The organism is Bacillus cereus group sp. N8, from assembly GCF_016483685.1.
Classification (GTDB): domain Bacteria; phylum Bacillota; class Bacilli; order Bacillales; family Bacillaceae_G; genus Bacillus_A; species Bacillus_A proteolyticus.
On the sequence record NZ_JAEHBK010000017.1, the window covers coordinates 30,297 to 52,542 of the forward strand.

Here is a 22,246-nt window from a genome sequence, read left to right on the forward strand (position 1 = left end):
AGTAAAGGGGTAAGTAGGAGAATGGCTTTAATAGGGTACATATAAAATCAGTGGGGGAATTAAATATGTATAAAACATTTCTATTTGACTTAGATGGAACATTAACGGATCCGAAAGAAGGGATTATAAATTCTGTTCTATACGCGTTAGAAAAAATCGGGATTGAAGAAGTAAATATAAGCGAGTTAGATTCATTTATCGGCCCACCAATACAACAATCTTTTGTAGATAGATATAATATGAACGAAATAGAAGTAGAACGAGCAGTGTTTTACTTTCGGGAATATTTAAAGCAAAGTGGTTTATTAGAGAATAAAGTATACGATGGAATTACAACTCTATTGCAAGAATTAAAGGATGCTGGCAATCGTTTGTTTGTAGCAACATCAAAACCTACTGTATTTGCGAAACAAGTAATAGAGCACTTTCAGTTAACAACTTTTTTTGAAGAGATTGTAGGGAGTAATTTAGATGGGACAAGAATAAAAAAGGAAGAAATAATTGCTCATATTTTACAAACAAATGAAGAACTTAAAAAAGAAGAAATGGTGATGATTGGTGATAGAAAGCATGATGTAATCGGTGCGAACAGTAACGGAATTGCTTCAATAGGTGTATTGTATGGATATGGTAGTGAGATTGAATTGAGTGATGCTGGGGCGATTCATATAGTGAAAGATGTCGAAGAGTTACAAAGCTTTTGTATAGAGAATAGTACGATAAAACTATAGAAATAGAACCTAGAAATCCTTTTATAACATATGACGATGAAATCGTTTTTGTTTAAAGGGATTTTACATATGTAATCGAATACTATAATTAGACAATTTTAGCATGAAAAATTTGTAATAAAGTGAAACTTTGATCAGTGGAGGCTTTTTCCATCCTCCACAAATTATCAGCCCTCATCAATCGGGATTTTACGGGCAGTTGATATCCCGCCTAGCTTCCGCGCATTTGCTGAATTTTAAGGTGGGAGTGTTACTGCCCGCAAATAGCGGGATAAAAAGAGGAGGAATGTCATGAAATAAAAGGGTTTGAAATCCCGGTAAAAGTTTGTTGTCAAAAGATTGAATTTTCAGTTTAAAGGGAGGGTTATAATTGGAGCTAGTTATTATATTATTAGCACTTAGTTTACTCATGTTTGTAGCATATAAAGGATTTTCTGTAATATTATTCGCACCGATTTTTGCATTATTTGCGGTATTTTTGACAGAGCCTAGTTTTGTATTACCTTTCTTTTCAAATATTTTCATGGAGAAAATGGTAGGATTTATTAAATTATATTTCCCTGTGTTTTTACTTGGAGCAATATTTGGAAAAGTAGTAGAAATGTCAGGAATCGCTGATTCCATCGCAAAGACCATTGTAGAGTTAGTTGGAGAAAAACGTACAATTTTAGCGATTGTTCTAATGGGGGCTATTTTAACGTATAGCGGTGTTAGCGTATATGTAGTGGTGTTCGCTATATTTCCGTTTGCGGATAAGTTGTTTCGACAAGCGGATATTCCGAAGCGTCTAATCCCTGGAACGATTGTTCTTGGAGCAGTAACGTTTACAATGGATGCGCTACCTGGATCACCACAAATTCAAAACGTAATACCTACAACCTTTTTTAAAACGGACATTTATGCTGCGCCGATACTTGGTATTGTAGGGGCAATTTTTGTTCTTACATTAGGTTTACTATATTTAGAGAGTAGACGTAAGAAGGCAAAAGCCGCAGGAGAAGGGTATTTTGGTTTTAACGATGGAAATTCTGAAATGGCAGCATCTTTACAATTAGAACAAAAAGATATGCCGATACTAAGCGGTATTGAAATCACAAGAGTGCAACAGGTGATTGCGTTTGTACCACTTATTTTAGTAGGTGTAATGAATAAAGGTTTCACAATCATGATACCGAAGTGGTATCCGAATGGCTTTGATTTCTCAGCTATTGGTATGAAAGCATTTGGAAAGGTTGAATTAAGTGCAGTAGTTGGAATTTGGTCTGTAGAATTGGCACTTATTATAGGGATTCTATCAACACTTTTATTATATTGGAAACGGGTAGTAACTGGATTTCAAGCTGGTTTGAATACAAGTATTGGTGGAGCGCTACTTGCAACAATGAATACAGGAGCTGAGTTTGGGTTTGGTGGTGTTATTGCCGCACTTCCTGGCTTTGCGATAATGAGAGATGGCATCTCTGCAACGTTTACTAACCCATTAGTAAATGGAGCAGTAACGACGAATATTTTAGCTGGAATTACAGGTTCAGCATCAGGCGGAATGGGAATTGTGTTAAGTGCGATGGGGGATAAATTTATTGCTGCAGCAACGCAATATAACATTCCATTAGAAGTTATGCACCGCATTGTATCAATGGCGTCAGGTGGAATGGATACATTGCCGCATAATGGTGCAATTATTACAATATTGACGGTAACGGGATTAACACATAAGCAATCATATAAAGATATTTTTGCTATTACAGTTTTGAAAACGGTTGCTGTATTTGCAGTCATCGCGTTCTATACTTTAACAGGAATCTATTAATAAGAGTTAATATACGAAAAGAAAATATTCATTAGGATAAGAAGGGGTGGAGTACTTGCAAGAAGTTGCTGAATTTCGTATGCCGAAGTCTGTATTATATGGGAGAAATTCGCTTGAAAAACTAGGGGAGCAATCAAAAAAGTTAGGGAAAAGGGCTTTTATTGTGAGTGATACAATTATGGAGAAATTAGGGTATGTTGAAAGTTGTATTACGCAATTAAATGCGAAAGGGATTACTGTTAGTACATACAATAAAGTGAACGCTGAGCCTACAAATATACACGTATTAGAAGCTTTATCTATTTGTAAAGAAGGGAAATGTGATTTTATTATCGGTATCGGCGGAGGAAGTTGTATTGATGTTGCGAAAGCAATTGCAGTGTTATATACAAATGGTGGGGAAATTGAAGATTACGTACAAAAGGATGTTGAAATAGAAAAAGATCCGCTACCGCTTATCGCAATTCCAACAACTTCTGGTACTGGATCGGAAGTAACAAGTGTAGTAGTAATTACGAATAAAAAAACGGATGTAAAAATGATGATAAAGCATCCGAATTTCACTCCACAAGTAGCGATTATTGACCCGATTTTAACACGTTCGTTACCACCTCATATTACTGCAGCAACAGGGATAGATGCATTATGTCATGCAATTGAAGCTTATTTTTCTAAAGTTTCACAACCTCTTACAGATGTTCTTGCTCTGTCGGCTATTGAAAGCATTATGAAATATTTACGTATCGCATATGAAGATGGAGATAATATGGAAGCAAGGGAAGCAATGATGATTGCTTCATTGCAAGCTGGGATTGCTTTTTCAAATGCATCTGTTACATTAGTGCATGGTATGTCTCGTCCAGTGGGAGCATTATTCCATGTACCACATGGAATATCGAATGCAATACTATTACCTACAGTTTTAGAATATACAAAAGCGAAAGCAGTAAGAAGGTTAGCTGACATAGGACATAACTTAAACAAAGATTTATATTCTCATTCTGAAGAAGAAGTAGCCAACTACACGATTGCTGAAATTAAGAAACTTTGCTTTGATCTTCGTATTCCTAATTTAAGAGAATACGGAATTGGGGAAGTTGAATTTGAAAATGCTATTTCTAAAATGGCGAAAGATGCTATTGCAAGTGGTAGCCCAAGCAATAACCCGAGAGTTCCATCATATGAAGAAATAAAAGAATTGTATCGCAAATGTTTTGATTATCAATCTGAGTCTACTACAAGAGTTGTTTTCTGAATATTCTATAATTATTTCCGTGGAAATGAATAATATTCCTATACATTCGATCGCATATATTAGGATGGGGATTTGATTTATTATAGTAATGAAACGTTATTTATTGTGTATAAATTACATTATGAATTGTGTGTTTGAAAATATTATTTAAAAGGAGAATATATGAAATTAATAGGTCTTATTGGCGGAATGAGCTGGGAGTCATCTACTGAGTATTACAAAATGATAAATGAAGAAGTAAAAATGAGATTAGGTGGATTACATTCAGCGAAATGTCTACTTTACAGTGTTGACTTTGAAGAAATTGAGCGATATCAATCTGAAGGGGATTGGGATAAAGCGGGAGAAGTATTGGGAAATGCAGCTTCTTCTTTGGAGAAGGGTGGTGCTGATTTTATAATAGTTTGTACAAATACAATGCATAAAGTTATTAAGCATATAAAAAATAGAATCAGCATCCCAATATTACATATTGCTGATGCAACAGCGAAGGAAATAAAACAACATGGAATTCAATCAGTTGGTCTACTCGGGACAAAATACACGATGGAGCAGGATTTCTATAAATTACGTATAGAAGAAAATGATATAAAAGTAACCGTACCAACAGAAGAAGATAGAGAGACAGTAAATAAAATAATATATAACGAATTATGCTTAGGAAAAATAAACCAACAATCAAGAGAATATTTTAAAAGTGTAATGGAAGATTTAGTGCAAAGAGGGGCAAAAGGCATAATATTAGGGTGTACGGAAATAGGGCTATTAGTAAAACAGGAAGATTCAATAGTTCCTTTATTTGATACAGCCCGCATACACGCAATTGAAGCTGTGAATATGTCTTTAATAAGTAAAGATAATTTTATTATGTAAACAATGACCGTGTGAGTGGAAAATGTTCAGAAAATATTTTATAATGTAAGTGGTTACATTCAAGGGGGAATGCGGATGTTTTCAGTTCAACCAATCGCATTTGTACATAATGAAAGAAAGGAAATAAAAGATGATGAGTGGGGAGATGTAAGATCCTGTATTACTTTAACTGATATGTATACTGAGGAAAGTATACAAGGGGTTGAAGACTTTTCTCATATTGAAGTTATTTTCTATTTTCATAAAGTAACAGATGAACAAATTCAGTATTCTGCTAGACACCCTAGAAATAATAGTAATTATCCAAAAGTAGGGATTTTTGCACAGCGTGGAAAAAATCGCCCGAACCGACTAGGAGCGACAGTTGTTAAAGTGATAAGAAGAGATAGAAAAACAATCGTTGTTGAAGGATTAGACGCAATCGATGGTACACCTATATTGGATATTAAGCCTGTTATGAAAGAATTTATACCGAGAGAAGAAATAAAGCAGCCTGAATGGGCAACGGATATTATGAAACAATATTGGAAGGGGAATACAGTAAAATGAGAATATATGAGGCAACAATTGCAGATTTAGATGGACTAGCATCGGTTTTTAATAATTATCGCGTATTTTATCGACAAGATTCCGATATTGAAGGAGCAAAAGTATTTTTACGAAATCGAATCGAGAGAAAAGAATCCATTATTTTCGTGGCAGTTGAAGATGGAGAATATATCGGGTTCACGCAACTATATCCATCATTTTCTTCTATTTCGATGAAAGAGTTATGGATTTTAAATGATCTGTTTGTACAACAGGCGAAGCGCGGAGCTGGAACAGGTAAAAAATTATTAGAGGCCGCAAAAGAATTCGCATTAGAAAATGGTGCAAAAGGTGTAAAATTACAAACAGAGATTGATAATTTATCAGCACAGCGATTATACGCTGAAAATGGTTATTTGAGAGATAATCGTTATTTCCATTATGAATTAACCTTTTGAAATATACATAGTTAAATGAGACGTTTTCAAAGTGAAGACGTCTCATTTAATTTTTTATTGATGATTTAAAATCCAATTTGTAGCATCTTCAAAGTTTTCTGCAATGTAGTTTGGTTCAATATGTGCCCATTTATCTCGGAACGTATGTAAAGCATCATATCCAGCACCAGTTCGAACCAATATAGTCGTTGCATTTACTTTTGCCCCAGCAACAATATCCGTCCAGCGATCACCGATTACAGCGCATTTTGTTAAATCAAGCCCATGTTTTTCCGCTGCTTGTAGGAGCATACCTGTGCTCGGTTTGCGACATTCACATCCATCACCATGTTTATGAGGGCAAAGGTAAATATCATCAAAACCAAACTCTTTTAATTCTTTCGTAAAATCATTCACGGTCGCTAGTCCATCTGCGATACCTGGTTGATTTGTAAAAGAGAAAAGCTTTATATTTTTTGCTTTTAATTTTTGTAGAGATTCTTTCGTAAAAGGAAATAATGTGAAAGAACCTGGATAATGTATTGTAGTATCACCACCAATTGTTCCGTCACGATCAATGAATATCGCTTCAATGTTTGTCATAGTTATAGTCCTTTCTTTGTACCAGTAGTTTAAAAATATTTTACAAATCGATACCCATTTACTTCATAGCCCAATTTTTCATAAAAGGGGTGTGCTTCTTTGCGGTTCATTCCACTAACAAGCCAAGTACCAATACAGTCATGCTCTTTTGCTAATTGTTCTGCATAATCCATTAACACTTGTCCAATACCTTTTCGACGTATTGTAGAATCAACACTAATAATTGAAATTTCTCCATAACGAGTTACATCTTCTAAATTTTCACGTATACGAAATCCTAGTAATCCAAAAATAGTATTATCTTCCTCATATACATATAAAAAATCAAAAGGGCTCATTTTTACGAATTGTAGACGATTCTTCATATCTTCATTAGAGATAGAGGATCCTTTTAATTCTTTTGTAAGAGAACAAAGTGAATCTATATCATCTATAGTCGCTTCACGAATTTGAACTGACATATGATCAACCCCATTTACTTTAAAATCTTCAAACATTAAATATTCTGTTAAAGTGTTTTTTTTCCTGCTACCGAAACAAATATTTTAGAAATGATATAATACTATATTAAGAGGGATATGTTATCATTTTCCTTGATTGTATTGTAAATGGAAAGAAGGGGAATGTATGCTAGAAGTGAATATTCGCTCAGCAGGATATGAAATAGGAGAAAAGACAGTTCACGATATTGCATTTGCAATTGAAAAAGGCGAGTTAGTTGCTCTTATTGGCGCAAATGGCGCAGGAAAGAGTACGACAATTAAATCGATGCTCGGTTTGCTAGTCAATATGGATGGTGAAATTTCGTTTGGTGAAAAGAAAAATCCATATGCATATGTACCGGAGCACCCCACTTATTATGATTACTTAACTTTGTGGGAACATATTGAATTGCTAATGGCTGCCCGTGGAAATGAAGTGAGAAATTGGGAGGACAAAGCAAGGGAATTATTACATACGTTTCGAATGGAAAAACATATACACGAATACATATCAAATTTTTCAAAAGGTATGAAACAAAAGTCGATGCTTATATTAGCATTTTTAACAGAGCCAGATTTTTATATTATTGATGAGCCTTTTATCGGTTTAGATCCAGTAGCTACGAAAGAATTTTTGAATTACTTATATAAAGAAAAAGAGCGAGGAGCTGGAATTTTACTTTGTACACACGTACTAGATACTGCAGAAAGGATTTGTGAAAGGTTTTTGCTTATTTCGAAAGGGACATTAGTAGCAGATGGGAAATTAGACAAAATCCAAACATTAGCAGAAATGCCAAGGAGTCCATTGTTAGACTGTTTTGATGCAATTGTAAGGCGGGAACAGCATGATTAAACAACAGTTTAATAAAAGGTTACGTCATGAATTGCAAAGAAAATGGAAGTCGATTCGTTCTGTTACAGATTGGACAGTCGCATTATATATTATTATTCCAGCACTTATATTTGCGGGGATTTACTATCGTTCACTATGGATGAAAGAATTATCGATGGAAGAGACCGTTTATTTTGGATTAGGCTTACTCGCGTTTTATTTTGTCACATTTTCAAGAGGAGTTCGCTCGTTTTTTGAGCAAGCAGATAGCTTATTTTTAATTTCGTATCCAAATCATATGCAAAAATTAATGAGGTTTGGCATGATGTATACGTTTATCCGGATTGCAATAACGAACGTAATTGTAATATTTATTATGTTACCTATATTGATGAAAAGTATGGGAGCGACAAGTATACAAATCGTACTATTTTGGATTTTCTTTACTGTTTTTCGATTTACGCTATCGTTGTTGATGAGATTCATAAATGTACGTGTGGGGAAACGATGGGTTTTATGGATAGTAAAAGATGTTGTATTTTCTATTAGCTTAATTTTTTTTGGAATCAGTATATTTTTTATTTATAAAAATCCGTTGTACTCAGTATTATTTATCGGTCTAGCAGCTTTACTTACTGTAGTCTTAGTAAAAGAAAAGATGAATTATAAAAAATTCTTTTTTAAAGAAGTTGAGAAAGAAAAAGAAGAAAGTATGCGCTGGACTGTAGGGATTATGCAGGTTGGTGGTCATGCAGCTAAACCGAGTAGTTCGAATAAAAAACCATGGATGTTTCCTCGTTCTAAAAAGATATTAGGAAAAAAATCTGATTCGCGTATTGTAGAAGCTTTTTTAAAAGAATTTTTGCGTACAAGTAGTGCTTTCATGTTTTATATTCAAATTGTATGTATAAGTACTGTAAGTATTATCGTGACTCCGAAGTGGATAACAGCTATTATTCTTGTATTTGCTTTAGTTGCTATTTCTCGCTATGCACGTGATTATTGGAATGAATTTACGAAGAGAATGTTTCTACATTTATATTGTGACGAAGGAGAATTACTATTATTAAGATGGAAGGCGGATCGTTATTTGCTCTTTCCAACCGTATTCATATACGGGACGGTCATCCTTTCTCAGTTTTATTTATTGCCAGCAGTAATAATTGGGTTTATTTTTATAGTATTCATTGGTTGGATTGTATTTTTACCATAGAAAAAGAGCCGGAAACGGCTCTTTTTCTAGTCTGTAACACACTGATAAATAAAATATACTAAAAGGAGTATGCTTGCGGCGGAGTACAGGGCATCTAAAGTCATCTGATCGCCTCCTCGTTGTTGTATATATAGTGTATGAAATCTTACAATTTCATATTCAAGTGAAAAATATGTGAACGTTAACAAAATTGTAAAGTGCAAAAATTACAATCATTTTGTATAATAGAAGAAACAATCGTTATATAAAATATAATGAGCGAAAGGGGAGGGAACATAAATGCCAAATTGGTTTAGAAAAACCTTAGTCGCATTAATTACCGTATTTACATTTGGTTTAGTGACGCCTCCTTCCATATTACTTGATAATGCCAAAGCTGCGGACAAGCCTACGAGCACAGCTGGGCAACAAAATTTGGAGAGTACGTCCTATACATATGAAGAAACGAATGATAGGTTAACCACCGATACCTTTATTAATTATGCGATGCAAGAAGCAGAGAAGCAATCTATGCAAAAATTCGGCTCTAAAATTGGGCCTGTAATTGAAGATGAATTTAAAGATGTTGTATTACCTAAAATTGAAGAGGCAATTGCAGAACTTGCCAATGATGTGCCAGAAGAATCGTTACAATCATTAGCGATTTCTCAAAGACCGGCTGGCGGAAATAATGAAAAGATTTTTCATGTTTATGACACGAAATCAGGAAATGACTTACTGCGATTTCATGTGAGGAGAGATCATCCACCGCAAGATGGATATTATTTTAATTTCCACTATCATCGTTTTGATGATGGATACTCAGGACACCATGAGTTAGGAAATATTTATTGGAATACGAATGTACCGCCGAAATGGCTGTCTTAAAGAAGAACAAGAGAAAATCTTGTTCTTTTTTTATATTTATGAAAGGGGAAGACATTTCTGTTGTTGAATAACATATGTTTAGGAAAAAAAGCAAAGGGAGTATGGGAATGCAAAAATACATTGTTTTTGATTTTGACGGCAAATTAGTAGATTCACAAAATATATTTGTACCAATTTATAATCAACTTGCTGAAAAGCACGGATATAAAACGGTAAGGGAAGAAGAAATTGAGTATTTACGTAAATTAACGATGCCAGAGAGATGTAAAAATCTTGATGTACCACTGTATAAACTACCGATATTAGCGCTGGAGTTTTATAAATTGTATCAACCTGCTATAAAAGATCTCGTTTTGTTCCATGGGATGAAAGATGTATTAGATGAACTACATAAAAAAGGCTACGGAATTGCAGTCATATCATCGAACTCAGAAGAGCATATTCGGGCATTTTTACACAATAATGATATAGAAAATATACAGGAAGTGTATTGTTCTAAAAATTTGTTTGGTAAAGATAAAATGATAAAAAGATTTTTAAAATCGAAAAAGCTAACAGAACAAGATATGTTGTATGTCGGTGATGAACAACGTGATATAGCAGCTTGTAAAAAAGCTGGTGTAAATGTAATTTGGGTTTCTTGGGGATATGACGTTATTGAAACGGTAAAAGGGGATGCGCCAGATTATATGGTCAATACGCCAATGGAAATAATGCAAGTAGTACAGGGAGCGCATTCTTAATATGAATACACTTCGAGCAGGTATTCATCATATTGAATTTTGGGTAGCAAATTTAGAGGAGTCTATTTCTTTTTACGATATGTTGTTTTCAATAATTGGATGGAGAAAATTAAGCGAAGGAGCATATAGTACGGGAGAAAGTGAAATATATTTTAAAGAAGTAGACGAGGAAAATTGTAAGGACGTTAGGACCGAGACATATTTGTTATCAAGCTATTAATAGAAAAGTAGTTGATGAGGTATCGGGATTTTTAGTCGATACTAATGTGAAGATTATATGTGGTTCTATCGAAATAAAGCATTATTCGGATGGGTACTATACAATAGACTTTTATGACCCGAATGGTTTTATTGTAAAGGTTGCGTATACACCGAATGCGGAAATGTAAGGGGAATAGACATGAAGACAATTACAGCATGGCAAAACAATATACAAATAGTAAAAGATGCAGTGGATATTGAAGAAATTTCTAAAGGGTTCTCACCTGATAAGAAATATATAATTACGAGTGCGAGTAATGAAAAATATTTATTGCGGACAGGCGATATAAAAGAGTATGAAAGAAAGAAAATAGAGTTTCAAATTTTAAATGAAATGCAGGAACGAAACGTGCAGGTACAAAGACCAATTGAACTTAGCATATTGGAAGAAGAAGGTTTATGCTATAGTGTTTTTTCATATTTAGAGGGGGAAGATGCGAAAAAGCTGTTGCCTACATATACGCCAAAAGAACAATATGAAATTGGTATAGAAGCAGGAAAAGATTTAGCAAAAATGCATACATATGAAGCTCCTAATGATATACTTCCATGGTATGAAAGAGCAATGAAAAAACATAGTAAATATTTAGAGGCATATAAAACATGTGGAATAAACATAAAAAATGATGATAAAATTATAAAGTTTATTGAAGAAAATGAAATATATTTAAAGAACCGCCCAAATCGATTTCAACACGATGATTTTCATTTAGAAAATATAATTGTACGGGATGAGAAATATGTAGGTGTTATTGATTTTAATGGCTATGATTGGGGCGATCCACTGCATGATTTTGTAAAGATTGCATTATTTACAAGAGACGTTAGTATCCCGTATTCAATCGGACAAATAGAAGGATACTTTAATGGTAGAATACCAGAGGAGTTTTGGAAATTATATGCGGTGTACGTTGGCATGACGGTTTTCTCTTCAGTTGTTTGGTGTTTACGAGCAGCGCCGCATATGTTAGATGATATGTTAGAACGTCTTACTATCGTTTTAGAGGATCATAAAAACTTTGAATTATCGAAGCCGATTTGGTTTGATAGTGAAATGATGAATAGAAAATAAGGATAGTAGGTGGGAAATCTCACACCTGCTATTTGTAAATAACTCATGAGATGGTCTCTTTACATACTATATATGTAGTTTTTTTATGAAGGAATGAAAACCTTGATGTCTCCATTATAATAAAAAAAAGGGGTGAATTATTGAAAATCAGGCAAGGCAAATATGAAGAAATAAAATTACGCGATAGAATCCCAGGAATGGTTGAATATATAGAGGACACAATGTTACCTACTGGTTTTCACTATTATATTCCTCCTCACTGGCATAGAAGTATTGAAATTAGCCTAGTCGTATATGGAGACGTTTTCTTGTATGTGAATGGGCAAAAAAAGAAAGTATCTGCTGGCGAATTTATTTTTGTAAATAGTGGAGATGTTCATGAATTTGAAAAAGTTGAAGATACAAGTTGTGCAGTAATGATGTTAATTATTTCTTATGAATTTCTTAAAGAGCTAAATGAAGATTTTGATAAATATAGATTCAATATAAAGGAATCAGTTGTTCAGAAAACTAATCTCCAGCGAATGTTTTATGAATTAAAGGGGTTAGTCACAAATTCTGATGATTTAACTTACATAAAAATTAATAGTTTAATTTATGAAATTGTTTATATTCTATTGCGATATTGCAAAGATGGGGAGAATATTGACAATGATTTTCAACTTGGAAATAGACAGAAAGAAATGATTACGTATATTTACAAACATTATGATGAGGAACTAAAACTGAAAGATGTGGCTAAACATTTTTTTGTAAGTGAAGAACATTTTTCACGTATGTTTAAAAAATCATTCGGATCAAATTTCACCACTTTTTTAACGAGATACAGGCTCTATAAAGCGTATGAAGATATTATTAGAAGTACAAATTCTATACAAGATATAGCACTGAAACATGGATTTCCAAATGTGAAATCATTTATTTCACAGTTTAAAGACAAATATGGATATACACCATTACAGTATAGGAAAAATATCATATCAAAAAATGACTATAATCGAATCAAATATGAACAACAATAAAAATACGTTCCATGGTACATTTTGTACATGGAACGTATTTTTATTTAGTAAACGGGAAGCTATATAATCCTGAATAATGAAAGCGCTTGAATTTAGAGGAGAGAAATATTAGATGACTAGAAAATATGACTTAGACTTATTAGAACAAATTCAAGAAAAACAAGAAACCATCAATGTGCAGGGGGCAAAAGTCTTAGTAAAAAACATACCAGATTGCGATGAAAAAGGAGCGATGGATCCACGCCTTTATAAGGATACGAAGGTTCAAATGAATGTAATGAGGTTTATGCCTAAAAATATGATGAAAATGGATGCTTCTGAAAAATCGGTAAAGAATATGCGAAAACAATTTAATGGAATTAAAAGTGTTCCAATTGTCACTAAAGACATAAATATTGCGCATAAAACAGTGAAAGCGGAAGATGGCTATGATATACCTATAAGAATTTATAACAGTAGTACTAAACGAGAGAATGCACCAATTTTATACTTTATTCATGGTGGCGGATTTATGGCGGGATCACCTGATGTGGTAGAAGAACTTGTGAAATTGATAGTAGAAAAAACAGATATACTAGCCGTTTCTGTGGATTATCGATTAGCTCCAGAAAATCCTTTTCCAACTGGGCATACAGATTGTTACACTACTTTAAAGTGGATTTATGAGAATGCTGGCACATTAGGCGGTGATAAGAATAATATCTTTGTAGCAGGTGATAGTGCAGGAGGGAACTTAACACAGTATTGTACAACTAAAGATTTGGAAGATGGTAGGAAGTACGTGAAGGGACAGTTGCTACTGTATCCTACAATTAACATGTGTGATTATGAAGATGAGTTTTATTCTTGGAGTATAGATAAATATGAAATTGCTCCAAAGTATAAAAAAGGATTAGAAAAAATGCTTAATATTATGCATTCAATGGTTGGAGGTATGTCAGAAGTACTTGGTACGAAAGAAATTAATTCTAAGTATTTAAGTCCATATGTTGATGTATCCCCAGACTATCCAAGTACATTTATTACGGTAGGAGAGCATGATTTTTTAATGATAGAATGCTTAGCTTATGCAGCTAAATTAACTAACAAAGGAGTTGATACCGAAACAGTTCTTTATCGTGGTTTAGGGCACGCTTATGGAGATAACGTAGGTGTCTATCCTCAAAGTGAAGATTTAGCAATTGAAATGGGGAATTTTATATTAAAGCATAGTGGAAAGTAGGGAGCATGATGAAAAATAGAAAAGTGATATTAATTGCTAGCTTTGCTATTTTACTATGTATCTTTGCATTTACAGACTTACAAATATCCAATAGTTTATATGAACCAACTAATAAGATTGCTCTTTTTTTACATGCTAAAGGAGTATTTTGAGCTTATATAATGATGAATGGTTTGAGTAGTACTAAAGTGTTATTTGTTTAATTAGATAAATAAATTAATGGTTTTAGATGAAATTTCTACTTGTGAAAAAATAGAGAGAAGCGAAAGCTTCCCTCTATGAAATTAACTATTCAATTTTAGTAAATGTAAGCGGCTGAGTACTTAGCATAGCGGGCACATGTAACTGAAGTGATGGGAATTCACCATTCACATTCATTTCATATGCAAATAATAGATTCATTTTTGCTTGGAACAAGTCAACTGGTGCGGAGAAAATGTCGTAATGATGATGCTGTAATTGAATCTCCATCTCCATAAATTGTACGTGTAATGAATCATCCCGTTTATATACTTGTAATGCTCCATAAGCAGGATGTTCAAAAGTACCAGTATAATCCTCTAACTTGTGAGAAGGTGCAGTCCCTTTAATTTGTTCAGGAAGGGATTCAGTTGCTTCTTTCATCATTTCCTTCATTTTTTCAGTATCTTCAACAGCCCGTTTATGCCAATCGATGCCTTCTAATTCAAGTAGATCGTCATAAATTTGGTTAGCAAGATAAGTAGGGAGTAATGTGCTTCCGGCATTCGTTAAAATGACAAGGCCTACATTTTCTTTTGGCATGAATGAAACAAGTGCCGAAAATCCATCAATATTACCGCCATGATGAATCACTTTATTACCACGATAAGCGCTAATAAACCAACCAAGGCCGTAACTATTTAATGGAGATTCAGGGAGTGATAGAACTGGTTGATCTGGAATGGAATTGTGTGGTGTATACATTTGTTGTAATAATTCAGAGGAGATTAATTCATGATCTCCAAACTTTCCTTCGTTTAAGTGAAGAAGTACCCAATTTGCCATATCTTCAATTGTAGAATTAATGCATCCAGCAGCGCCAACTGTATCGATATTACGGAATGGAACTTCTTTTATTTCACCGTCATTTTCCATGTAAGGTAAAGCATAATCGTCTGTATTTTGTGAGTCTGTAACAGAGAAGTTTGTATGACTCATATTTAAAGGTTCTAAAATATGATCTGTAACGTATTGCTCCCACGTTTGATTCGTAATATTTTCCACAATATAACTAATTGTCGCATACATTAAGTTGTTGTATAAAAATGCTGTGCGGAACGGTGCATCAAGTGATAAATGTTTTATTTTTTCAACAAGATCTTTTCGAGTTAAGGAAGAACTGTACCAAAGAGCATCGTGACGACTTACCCCAGTACGATGAGAAGCCAAATCTCGTCCTGTAACTTGCGAACTAGCGAGTATATCGGATAGAGAGAAGTTAGGTACGTAAGATTGGACAGGGGTATCCCAATTAAATTTTTTTTGCTGTGCTAGTAAGCTTAATGAAAGTGTCCCGAATGCTTTCGTTGCGGAACCGATTGCGAATCGTGTCTGCGGAGTAACAGCCTCTTTTTTCTCTATGTTTCGATAGCCAAAACCTTCTGAAATAATTACTTCGCCATCTTTTATAACAGCTATAGCAGCGCCAGGAACGTTTAAATCCTTCATCATCTTCTCAACCTTATGTTGTAACGTACTTAAAACAGGAGTTTTGATTTTAGACATGCTTTCAACCTCCAAATATAATTTTTATGTTCCGCACTATACTTTCTGTAATAGAAAAGTGAAACCCTTTTTAAATACAGAAAGTTAATAATTTTGTAAGAATAAATGAAATTATTATTTATTTAGAATTTTATTTTTATTATAATTAATTTAAATTGGATTTGAGAAGAGAGGGTGAAAAAGCGTGCTAACAATAAAGAAAATACTTTGCGATAATAAAATTAATCCGGTAGGCATAGATTCAAAAGCTGTTAAAATTAGTTGGCAGCTTGAGTCGAATAACCGAAATGTCAAACAACGTGCTTATCAATTGCAAGTTGCGAAGGATAAAGATTTTGAAAATATAGTATTTGATTCACAGAAAGTAGAAACAGATCAAAGTTTACATATACCGATCAATTCCTTTCTATATAGAACGGAGACACGCTATTTTTACCGAGTGAAGGTGTGGGATAATCATGAAGAAGAGTCATCTTGGTCAAAAGTAGCATTTTGGGAGACTGGATTACAAAGTGACAATTGGACGGGAAACTGGATTGCTGCAAAAAAAGAGCGAACACAAGTTATGTCCTTTAATAAAAATATTTTTATTAAAAAATTAGTAAAAAAAGCACGTTTATATATAACAAGTTTAGGATTATATGAGGCTGCTATAAATGGAGAGCGTATTGGAGAGAGTTACTTTACTCCTGGATGGACAAGTTATGATAAGAGAGTATTGTATCAAACGTTTGATATAACGCATTTATTAAAGGATGAGCACAATGCTATTTCTGTACTGGTAGGTAATGGATGGTTTAAAGGACCGCTTACAATGCATCATGTACGTAATTATTACGGGGAAAGACGTGCGATTATTGCTCAAATACATATAACGTATGAGGATGGAACGAAAGAAAAAATTGTAACAGACGAAACGTGGAAGGTAGAAAAAAGCCCTATTTTGTATTCTGAAATTTATGAAGGAGAAGTTTACGACGCTAGGTTAGAAGAAAGTGGGCAAGAGTTAGAGAATGTGGAAGTAATTGGTCATTCTAAACGAATAATTGTTGCACAAGAAAACGAATCGATTCGTAAAATGAAAATCATAAAACCAATCTCTATTTCAAAACTACCAAATCATGAGTGGCTCATTGACATGGGACAAAATATGGTGGGATGGGTGCGATTTACAGTTCGTCATGTTTATAGTGGACAAAAGATAGAATTACAACATGCTGAAATATTAAATAAAGACGGTAGTTTTTATACTGGAAATCTCCGAAAGGCAAAACAAAAAATAGTGTATATAGCAAAAGGAGAAGCTGAGGAAAAGTTTGAGCCTCATTTTACATATCAAGGTTTTAGGTATGTGAAAATAAGTGGATTAACCCAACCACCTCAAATAACAGATTTTGAGGGGATTGTATTGCATACTGATATGGAAAAAGCGACTGAGTTCGAAACGTCCAATCCATTAATCAATCAGCTTCATCATAATGTGGAATGGTCCCAAAGAGGTAACTTCTTTGATGTGCCAACAGATTGTCCACAGCGTGATGATCGACTTGGATGGACAGGAGATGCACAAATGTTCATCGGGACAGCTACACAAATCATGAATGTTCAATCGTTCTTTAAGAAATGGCTCCAAGATTTATCGTTAGATCAAAATGTTAACGGAGCTGTGCCTTTAGTTATTCCAGATGCGTTTGGAAAAAGAGCGGATTTTGATCTTGATACTTCTGGAGGTTGGGGCGATGCAGCCATTATTTGTCCGTGGGTTCATTATTTGCATTACGGGGATTTATCGATTTTAAAAGAACAATATGACAGTATGAAGAAGTATATAGATTACATACGTTCACAAGGTGATAACGAGTATACATGGGATACAGGTTATCATTTAGGAGATTGGCTTGCATTAGATACGAAACCAGATGTGTATGAAGGCGGAACAGACAAGTATTTTATTGCGACGGCTTTCTATGCGTATTCTACATCGCTTTTACAAAGAATTGCTGGGATTTTAGGTGAAAATACAGATGCTAGGTTTTATGAAGAGTTACACGCAAATATTGTTCAAGCATTTCAAAATGAATTCGTTACACCAAATGGTAGATTAATTTCAGATACCCAAACTGCCCATGTATTGGTGCTGTTGCTTGAATTAATAAATGATAATGTGAAGGAGAAAGTATTTAATCGCTTAATTGTGCTTTTAAAAGAAAATAAAAATCATTTAACAACTGGTTTTATTGGAACTCCGTACTTGAATTTAATATTAAGCAAGTTTAACCGTCACGACCTTGCTTGTAAGCTTCTATTTCATGAAGATTATCCCTCTTGGTTATATCAAGTGAAGAAAGGAGCTACAACCATTTGGGAACATTGGGATGGTGTGAAAGAAGATGGAACACTTTGGAAGGATAGCATGAATTCTTATAATCATTACGCATACGGTTCTATTGTTGAATGGATATACCGATATATTGTTGGGTTAGAAGTGAATGAAACAAAGCCTGCATATAAACATTTTTATATCCAGCCTCATTTTGATTCCAATCTAGAATGGATTAATATAAAGCGTGAAACAGCGTATGGAGAAATTAAAATTGATTGGCGTGTAGAACATGAACAAGCTATATTAAATGTCTCAGTACCGGCAAATACTACAGCAACGTTACGAATTCAGGAAGCTGAATGGGAAACGAGAGATAGGATTGAAAAGGAACTAGGATCGGGCGATTATGAATTTACATTTTGTAAGAAAATAAATGAGGTAGAATTCTGTTAATATAGAAATGTTTTTTATTAATTTGGATTATTAAATTCACTGTTTTTCATGTTATGATAAATTGCATATAAGATTGAAAGAAGGTTTTCTTACATATGAAACATGCTGAATATGAATACTTAAATTTATGCCGTCATGTAATGGAGCACGGTACGAAGAAAGAAGATCGTACGGGGACAGGTACTGTATCTGTATTTGGTTACCAAATGCGTTTCGATCTAAGTAAAGGATTTCCTTTATTAACGACTAAGAGAGTCCCATTTCGCCTTGTAGCAAGTGAACTGCTTTGGTTTATGAAAGGTGATACAAATATTCGTTATTTATTGCAACATAATAATAATATTTGGAATGAATGGGCGTTTAAGAGCTGGGTAGAAAGTGACGAATATAAAGGTCCTGATATGACAGATTTCGGTCTTCGCTCTCAACAAGATGAGGAATTTAAGAAGCAATACGATGAGCAAATGGAATTGTTTAAAAAGAACGTTCTAGAAGATGATGATTTTTCGAATAAATATGGTTATTTAGGAGACGTATACGGAAAGCAATGGCGTGCTTGGAAAACGACAGCTGGTGAAACGCTTGATCAACTAAAAGATGTAATTGAAATGATTAAAAAAACGCCAGATTCACGTCGACTAATTGTTTCTGCTTGGAATCCTGAGTATGTACCAAGCATGGCTTTACCGCCTTGTCATACGCTATTCCAGTTTTATGTAGCAGATGGAAAGCTTTCTTGTCAGTTATATCAAAGAAGCGGTGACATATTCCTTGGGATTCCATTTAACATCGCAAGCTATTCATTACTAACACATTTAATTGCACATGAATGTGGTCTTGAAGTTGGCGAGTTTGTTCATACAATTGGTGATGCACATATTTATACGAATCATTTTGAACAAGTAGAAAAACAGTTGGCACGTGAACCACGTCCATTCCCGAAACTTACATTAAATCCAGATGTAAAATCTGTGTTCGATTTTGAAATGGAAGATTTAACGATTGAAGGATACGATCCACACCCAGCAATTAAAGCACCGGTTGCAGTGTAATTGTAGAGGAGATGAAAAGAATGATTATTTCATTTATGGTCGCAATGGACGAGAATAGAGTAATTGGGAAAGATAATAACTTACCTTGGCGTTTACCTAGTGAATTACAATACGTGAAGAAAACGACGATGGGCCACCCGCTTATTATGGGAAGAAAAAACTATGAAGCGATTGGTAGACCATTGCCTGGAAGACGTAATATTATTGTAACTCGTAATGAAGGGTATCATGTAGAAGGCTGCGAAGTAGCTCATACTGTAGAAGAAGTGTTTGAACTATGTAAAAATGAAGAAGAGATTTTTATTTTTGGCGGAGCGCAAATTTATGATCTCTTTTTACCTTATGTAGACAAGTTATATATAACAAAAATCCACCACGCATTTGAAGGAGACACATTCTTCCCAGAAATGGATATGACAAATTGGAAAGAGATTTTTGTAGAACAAGGTTTAACGGATGAAAAAAATCCGTATACGTATTATTACCATGTATACGAGAAACAACAATAATAATAATAAAAATTGATGTGAGTATTCGCATCAATTTTTTTATTTGTATTTATAAATGTAAGTTTATAGATGATATTCGATAGTGCTATAATGAAAGATAGCATGTGAAAAATGCTAAAATTTTCAAAAGTATTAATGTAGAAAGAGGAGGAGAATCGATTGAGAAAGATATGGGGGATTCTATTTCTTTGCTTAACATTCATGTTAGTCGGATGCGGTAAAGAAGAAAAACCACAAGAAGCGTTTGATACATATGCGAAAGCATGGAATAAACAAAAATTTGCAGATATGTATGATCAATTATCAGAAAATGCAAAAAAAGATATTTCAAAGAAAGAGTTTACTGAGAAATATGAAAAGATTTATTCTGGTATCGAAGTGAAAGACTTAAAGGTAGAAACAGGGGAAGTAAAAGAAGATAAAAAAGATGAAGGCCCTGTTCCTTTTAAGGTAAGCATGGATACAGTTGGTGGTAAAATCACTTTTGGCCATGAAGCGAAAATGGTGAAAGAAAAAGATGGAGATAAAGAATCATGGAAAATAGATTGGACTCCTGATTTTATATTCCCAGGCATGACAAAAGATAGTAAAGTGCGTATGCAAACGACAGAGCCAAAACGTGGAGAAATATATGACCGTAACGGTAAATATCTTGCGGTAAATGGTAAAGCTTCTGAAATTGGAATGATTCCAGAAAAATTAGGAGATGCTGCTCCGCAAACGAAGGAAACGATAGCGAAGTTGCTAAATATGTCTGTAGAAGAAATTGATCAAAAACTAGCTGCTAAATGGGTAAAACCAGGGTATCTCGTACCAATTGGAATTTTACCTGAAGGGACAACGCAAAATACGTATCTTGATTTACCTGGTGTTGTAACAAAACCTGTAAATGTTCGTACATATCCGTTAGGGGAAGCTGCAGCTCATCTAACTGGTTATATCGGAAAGGTAAATGCTGAAGATTTAAAAACGCTACAAAAGAAAGGCTATCAAGCTGATGAGCCAGTTGGTAAGGCTGGATTAGAGCAAGTGTTGGAAGAAAAGCTACGCGGTAAAAAGGGTGGCCGTGTCTTTGTAGAAGATGCACAAGGAAAAGAAATTAAAAATTTGGCAAAAACAGATGCTGTTGATGGAGAAAATGTAACTTTAACTATTGATAGTGTTGTTCAAGAAAAAACGTATAATGAAATGAAGGGAGAAGCTGGTTCAAGTGCGGCGATTAATCCGAAAAGTGGAGAAACAATTGCTCTTGTAAGTAGTCCAGCTTATGATCCTAATTTAATTGCACGAGGAACATCGAAAGCACAACGCGAAGCTTGGAATAATGATCCGAAAAAACCAATGACGAATCGTTTTACACAATTATCGGTACCAGGTTCTGTATTTAAGCCAATTACAGCTGCAATTGGTCTTGAAACAAAAACGATTGATCCAAAAGAAGAGTTGAAAATTGAAGGATTGAAATGGACAAAAGATTCTTCTTGGGGTAATTATTATGTAACGCGTGTGAAAGATGCAAATCCGATTGATCTTGATAAGGCAATGAAATACTCGGATAATATTTACTTCGCACAAGAAGCGTTAAAAATTGGAAAAGACAAATTTATGAGTGAAGCGAAAAAATTCGGATTCGATGAGAAATTACCAATTGAATATGGATTCCCAGCTTCTAAAATCGCAAATGATGGTATTAAAAATGATATTCAAATGGCAGACACAGGTTATGGACAAGGACAAGTGTTAATGACTCCTCTTCATTTAGCTTTAACGTATGCGCCAATTGTAAATGATGGAACGATTCCCACGCCGTATATCATTAAAACAGATAAACAACCAAAAGCTTGGAAAGAAAATGTGATTTCTAAAGGAAATCAAGATATATTAAAAACTGCTTTAACAAAAGTAATTAATGATCCAGATGGTACAGGGAAAATTGCTAAAATTGATGGAATGACTCTTGCTGGAAAAACAGGTACAGCGGAATTAAAAGTATCTAAAGAGGCCGAAGGAAAAGAACTAGGCTGGTTCGCTGCGTTTGATTTAAATTCACCTGATATGGTCATTACAATGATGATTGAAGATGTAAAAGGTAGAGGCGGAAGTAACATTCCAGCTGAAAAAGTGAAACATATTTTTCAAAAATAGAAATTGATAGAAACTACCTCCATGAAATAGGGAGGTAGTTTTTTATTTGGTTAAGATCTTAATG

The 22,246-nt window shown here is 34.1% G+C and carries 20 protein-coding genes and 2 pseudogenes; 19 read left to right on the forward strand and 3 right to left on the reverse strand.

What is annotated here, in order from left to right; genetic code table 11:
- The first annotated feature begins 65 nt into the window (after positions 1-65).
- From JDS80_RS21305 to JDS80_RS21330, 6 genes are all read left to right on the forward strand, one after another.
- Complete coding sequence (locus tag JDS80_RS21305; protein ID WP_098888991.1) at positions 66-731, forward strand: HAD family hydrolase; 666 nt, start codon at positions 66-68, stop codon at positions 729-731.
- A gap of 370 nt (positions 732-1,101) precedes the next feature.
- Positions 1,102-2,541 carry a GntP family permease gene (locus tag JDS80_RS21310; RefSeq protein ID WP_199639919.1) on the forward strand — a complete coding sequence of 480 codons (1,440 nt, stop codon included), beginning with the start codon at positions 1,102-1,104 and terminating at the stop codon, positions 2,539-2,541.
- 55 nt (positions 2,542-2,596) lie between these two features.
- Positions 2,597-3,796 carry an iron-containing alcohol dehydrogenase gene (locus JDS80_RS21315; RefSeq protein WP_199639920.1) on the forward strand — a complete coding sequence of 400 codons (1,200 nt, stop codon included), beginning with the start codon at positions 2,597-2,599 and terminating at the stop codon, positions 3,794-3,796.
- Positions 3,797-3,958: 162 nt separating this feature from the next.
- Positions 3,959-4,669 (forward strand): aspartate/glutamate racemase family protein, encoded by a 711-nt coding sequence (locus JDS80_RS21320; RefSeq protein WP_199639921.1) that lies wholly within the window; start codon positions 3,959-3,961, stop codon positions 4,667-4,669.
- A 75-nt stretch (positions 4,670-4,744) separates the two neighbouring features.
- Positions 4,745-5,218, forward strand: a complete 474-nt coding sequence (gene tsaA, locus JDS80_RS21325; RefSeq protein ID WP_071745218.1) for a tRNA (N6-threonylcarbamoyladenosine(37)-N6)-methyltransferase TrmO — start codon at positions 4,745-4,747, stop codon at positions 5,216-5,218.
- On the forward strand, positions 5,215-5,655 hold the full coding sequence (locus JDS80_RS21330; RefSeq protein WP_098888988.1) for a GNAT family N-acetyltransferase: 441 nt from the start codon (positions 5,215-5,217) through the stop codon (positions 5,653-5,655). Before tsaA ends, JDS80_RS21330 begins: the two co-directional genes overlap by 4 nt.
- 54 nt (positions 5,656-5,709) lie before the next feature.
- On the opposite strand, the gene JDS80_RS21335 is transcribed toward JDS80_RS21330, so the two are convergent.
- On the reverse strand, positions 5,710-6,237 hold the full coding sequence (locus tag JDS80_RS21335; RefSeq protein WP_098888987.1) for an HAD-IIIA family hydrolase: 528 nt from the start codon (positions 6,235-6,237) through the stop codon (positions 5,710-5,712).
- A 29-nt stretch (positions 6,238-6,266) separates the two neighbouring features.
- Complete coding sequence (locus JDS80_RS21340; RefSeq protein ID WP_071745283.1) at positions 6,267-6,698, reverse strand: GNAT family N-acetyltransferase; 432 nt, start codon at positions 6,696-6,698, stop codon at positions 6,267-6,269.
- A gap of 166 nt (positions 6,699-6,864) precedes the next feature.
- On the opposite strand from JDS80_RS21340, the gene JDS80_RS21345 reads away from it, so the two are divergent.
- The 9 genes and pseudogenes from JDS80_RS21345 to JDS80_RS32360 form a co-directional block, all read left to right on the forward strand.
- Positions 6,865-7,575 (forward strand): ABC transporter ATP-binding protein, encoded by a 711-nt coding sequence (locus JDS80_RS21345; RefSeq protein WP_199639922.1) that lies wholly within the window; start codon positions 6,865-6,867, stop codon positions 7,573-7,575.
- Complete coding sequence (locus JDS80_RS21350) at positions 7,568-8,767, forward strand: ABC transporter permease (RefSeq protein WP_098888985.1); 1,200 nt, start codon at positions 7,568-7,570, stop codon at positions 8,765-8,767. The genes JDS80_RS21345 and JDS80_RS21350 overlap by 8 nt, the downstream gene beginning before the upstream one ends.
- A gap of 279 nt (positions 8,768-9,046) precedes the next feature.
- On the forward strand, positions 9,047-9,634 hold the full coding sequence (locus JDS80_RS21355; RefSeq protein WP_001134410.1) for a YpjP family protein: 588 nt from the start codon (positions 9,047-9,049) through the stop codon (positions 9,632-9,634).
- A gap of 107 nt (positions 9,635-9,741) precedes the next feature.
- Complete coding sequence (locus JDS80_RS21360) at positions 9,742-10,377, forward strand: HAD family hydrolase (RefSeq protein WP_199639923.1); 636 nt, start codon at positions 9,742-9,744, stop codon at positions 10,375-10,377.
- A gap of 1 nt (position 10,378) precedes the next feature.
- Positions 10,379-10,766 (forward strand): annotated as a pseudogene (locus JDS80_RS21365) (VOC family protein).
- An 11-nt stretch (positions 10,767-10,777) separates the two neighbouring features.
- Positions 10,778-11,710, forward strand: a complete 933-nt coding sequence (locus JDS80_RS21370; protein WP_199639924.1) for an aminoglycoside phosphotransferase family protein — start codon at positions 10,778-10,780, stop codon at positions 11,708-11,710.
- Positions 11,711-11,850: 140 nt separating this feature from the next.
- Positions 11,851-12,732, forward strand: coding sequence for an AraC family transcriptional regulator (locus tag JDS80_RS21375; protein WP_098888983.1), 882 nt, complete (start codon positions 11,851-11,853; stop codon positions 12,730-12,732).
- A 112-nt stretch (positions 12,733-12,844) separates the two neighbouring features.
- Positions 12,845-13,954 (forward strand): alpha/beta hydrolase, encoded by a 1,110-nt coding sequence (locus tag JDS80_RS21380; protein ID WP_071745210.1) that lies wholly within the window; start codon positions 12,845-12,847, stop codon positions 13,952-13,954.
- Between the two features lie 8 nt (positions 13,955-13,962).
- Positions 13,963-14,097, forward strand: a pseudogene (locus tag JDS80_RS32360) (phosphatase PAP2 family protein); the annotation flags it as partial.
- A gap of 145 nt (positions 14,098-14,242) precedes the next feature.
- On the opposite strand, the gene JDS80_RS21385 reads toward JDS80_RS32360, so the two are convergent.
- Entirely contained in the window at positions 14,243-15,700 is a 1,458-nt protein-coding gene (locus tag JDS80_RS21385) for a serine hydrolase (protein ID WP_199639925.1), read from the reverse strand.
- A gap of 184 nt (positions 15,701-15,884) precedes the next feature.
- On the opposite strand from JDS80_RS21385, the gene JDS80_RS21390 reads away from it, so the two are divergent.
- From JDS80_RS21390 to pbpC, 4 genes are all read left to right on the forward strand, one after another.
- Entirely contained in the window at positions 15,885-18,476 is a 2,592-nt protein-coding gene (locus JDS80_RS21390) for a family 78 glycoside hydrolase catalytic domain (protein ID WP_199639926.1), read from the forward strand.
- 95 nt (positions 18,477-18,571) lie between these two features.
- The gene (locus JDS80_RS21395) at positions 18,572-19,528 is read left to right on the forward strand and encodes a thymidylate synthase (protein ID WP_098890282.1); all 957 of its coding nucleotides are present in this window, start codon (positions 18,572-18,574) and stop codon (positions 19,526-19,528) included.
- A 20-nt stretch (positions 19,529-19,548) separates the two neighbouring features.
- Positions 19,549-20,037 carry a dihydrofolate reductase gene (locus tag JDS80_RS21400; RefSeq protein ID WP_071771354.1) on the forward strand — a complete coding sequence of 163 codons (489 nt, stop codon included), beginning with the start codon at positions 19,549-19,551 and terminating at the stop codon, positions 20,035-20,037.
- 159 nt (positions 20,038-20,196) lie between these two features.
- A complete protein-coding gene (pbpC, locus tag JDS80_RS21405; protein WP_199639927.1) occupies positions 20,197-22,182 on the forward strand; it encodes a penicillin-binding protein 3 in 1,986 nt (661 codons plus the stop codon).
- Positions 22,183-22,246: the final 64 nt, after the last annotated feature.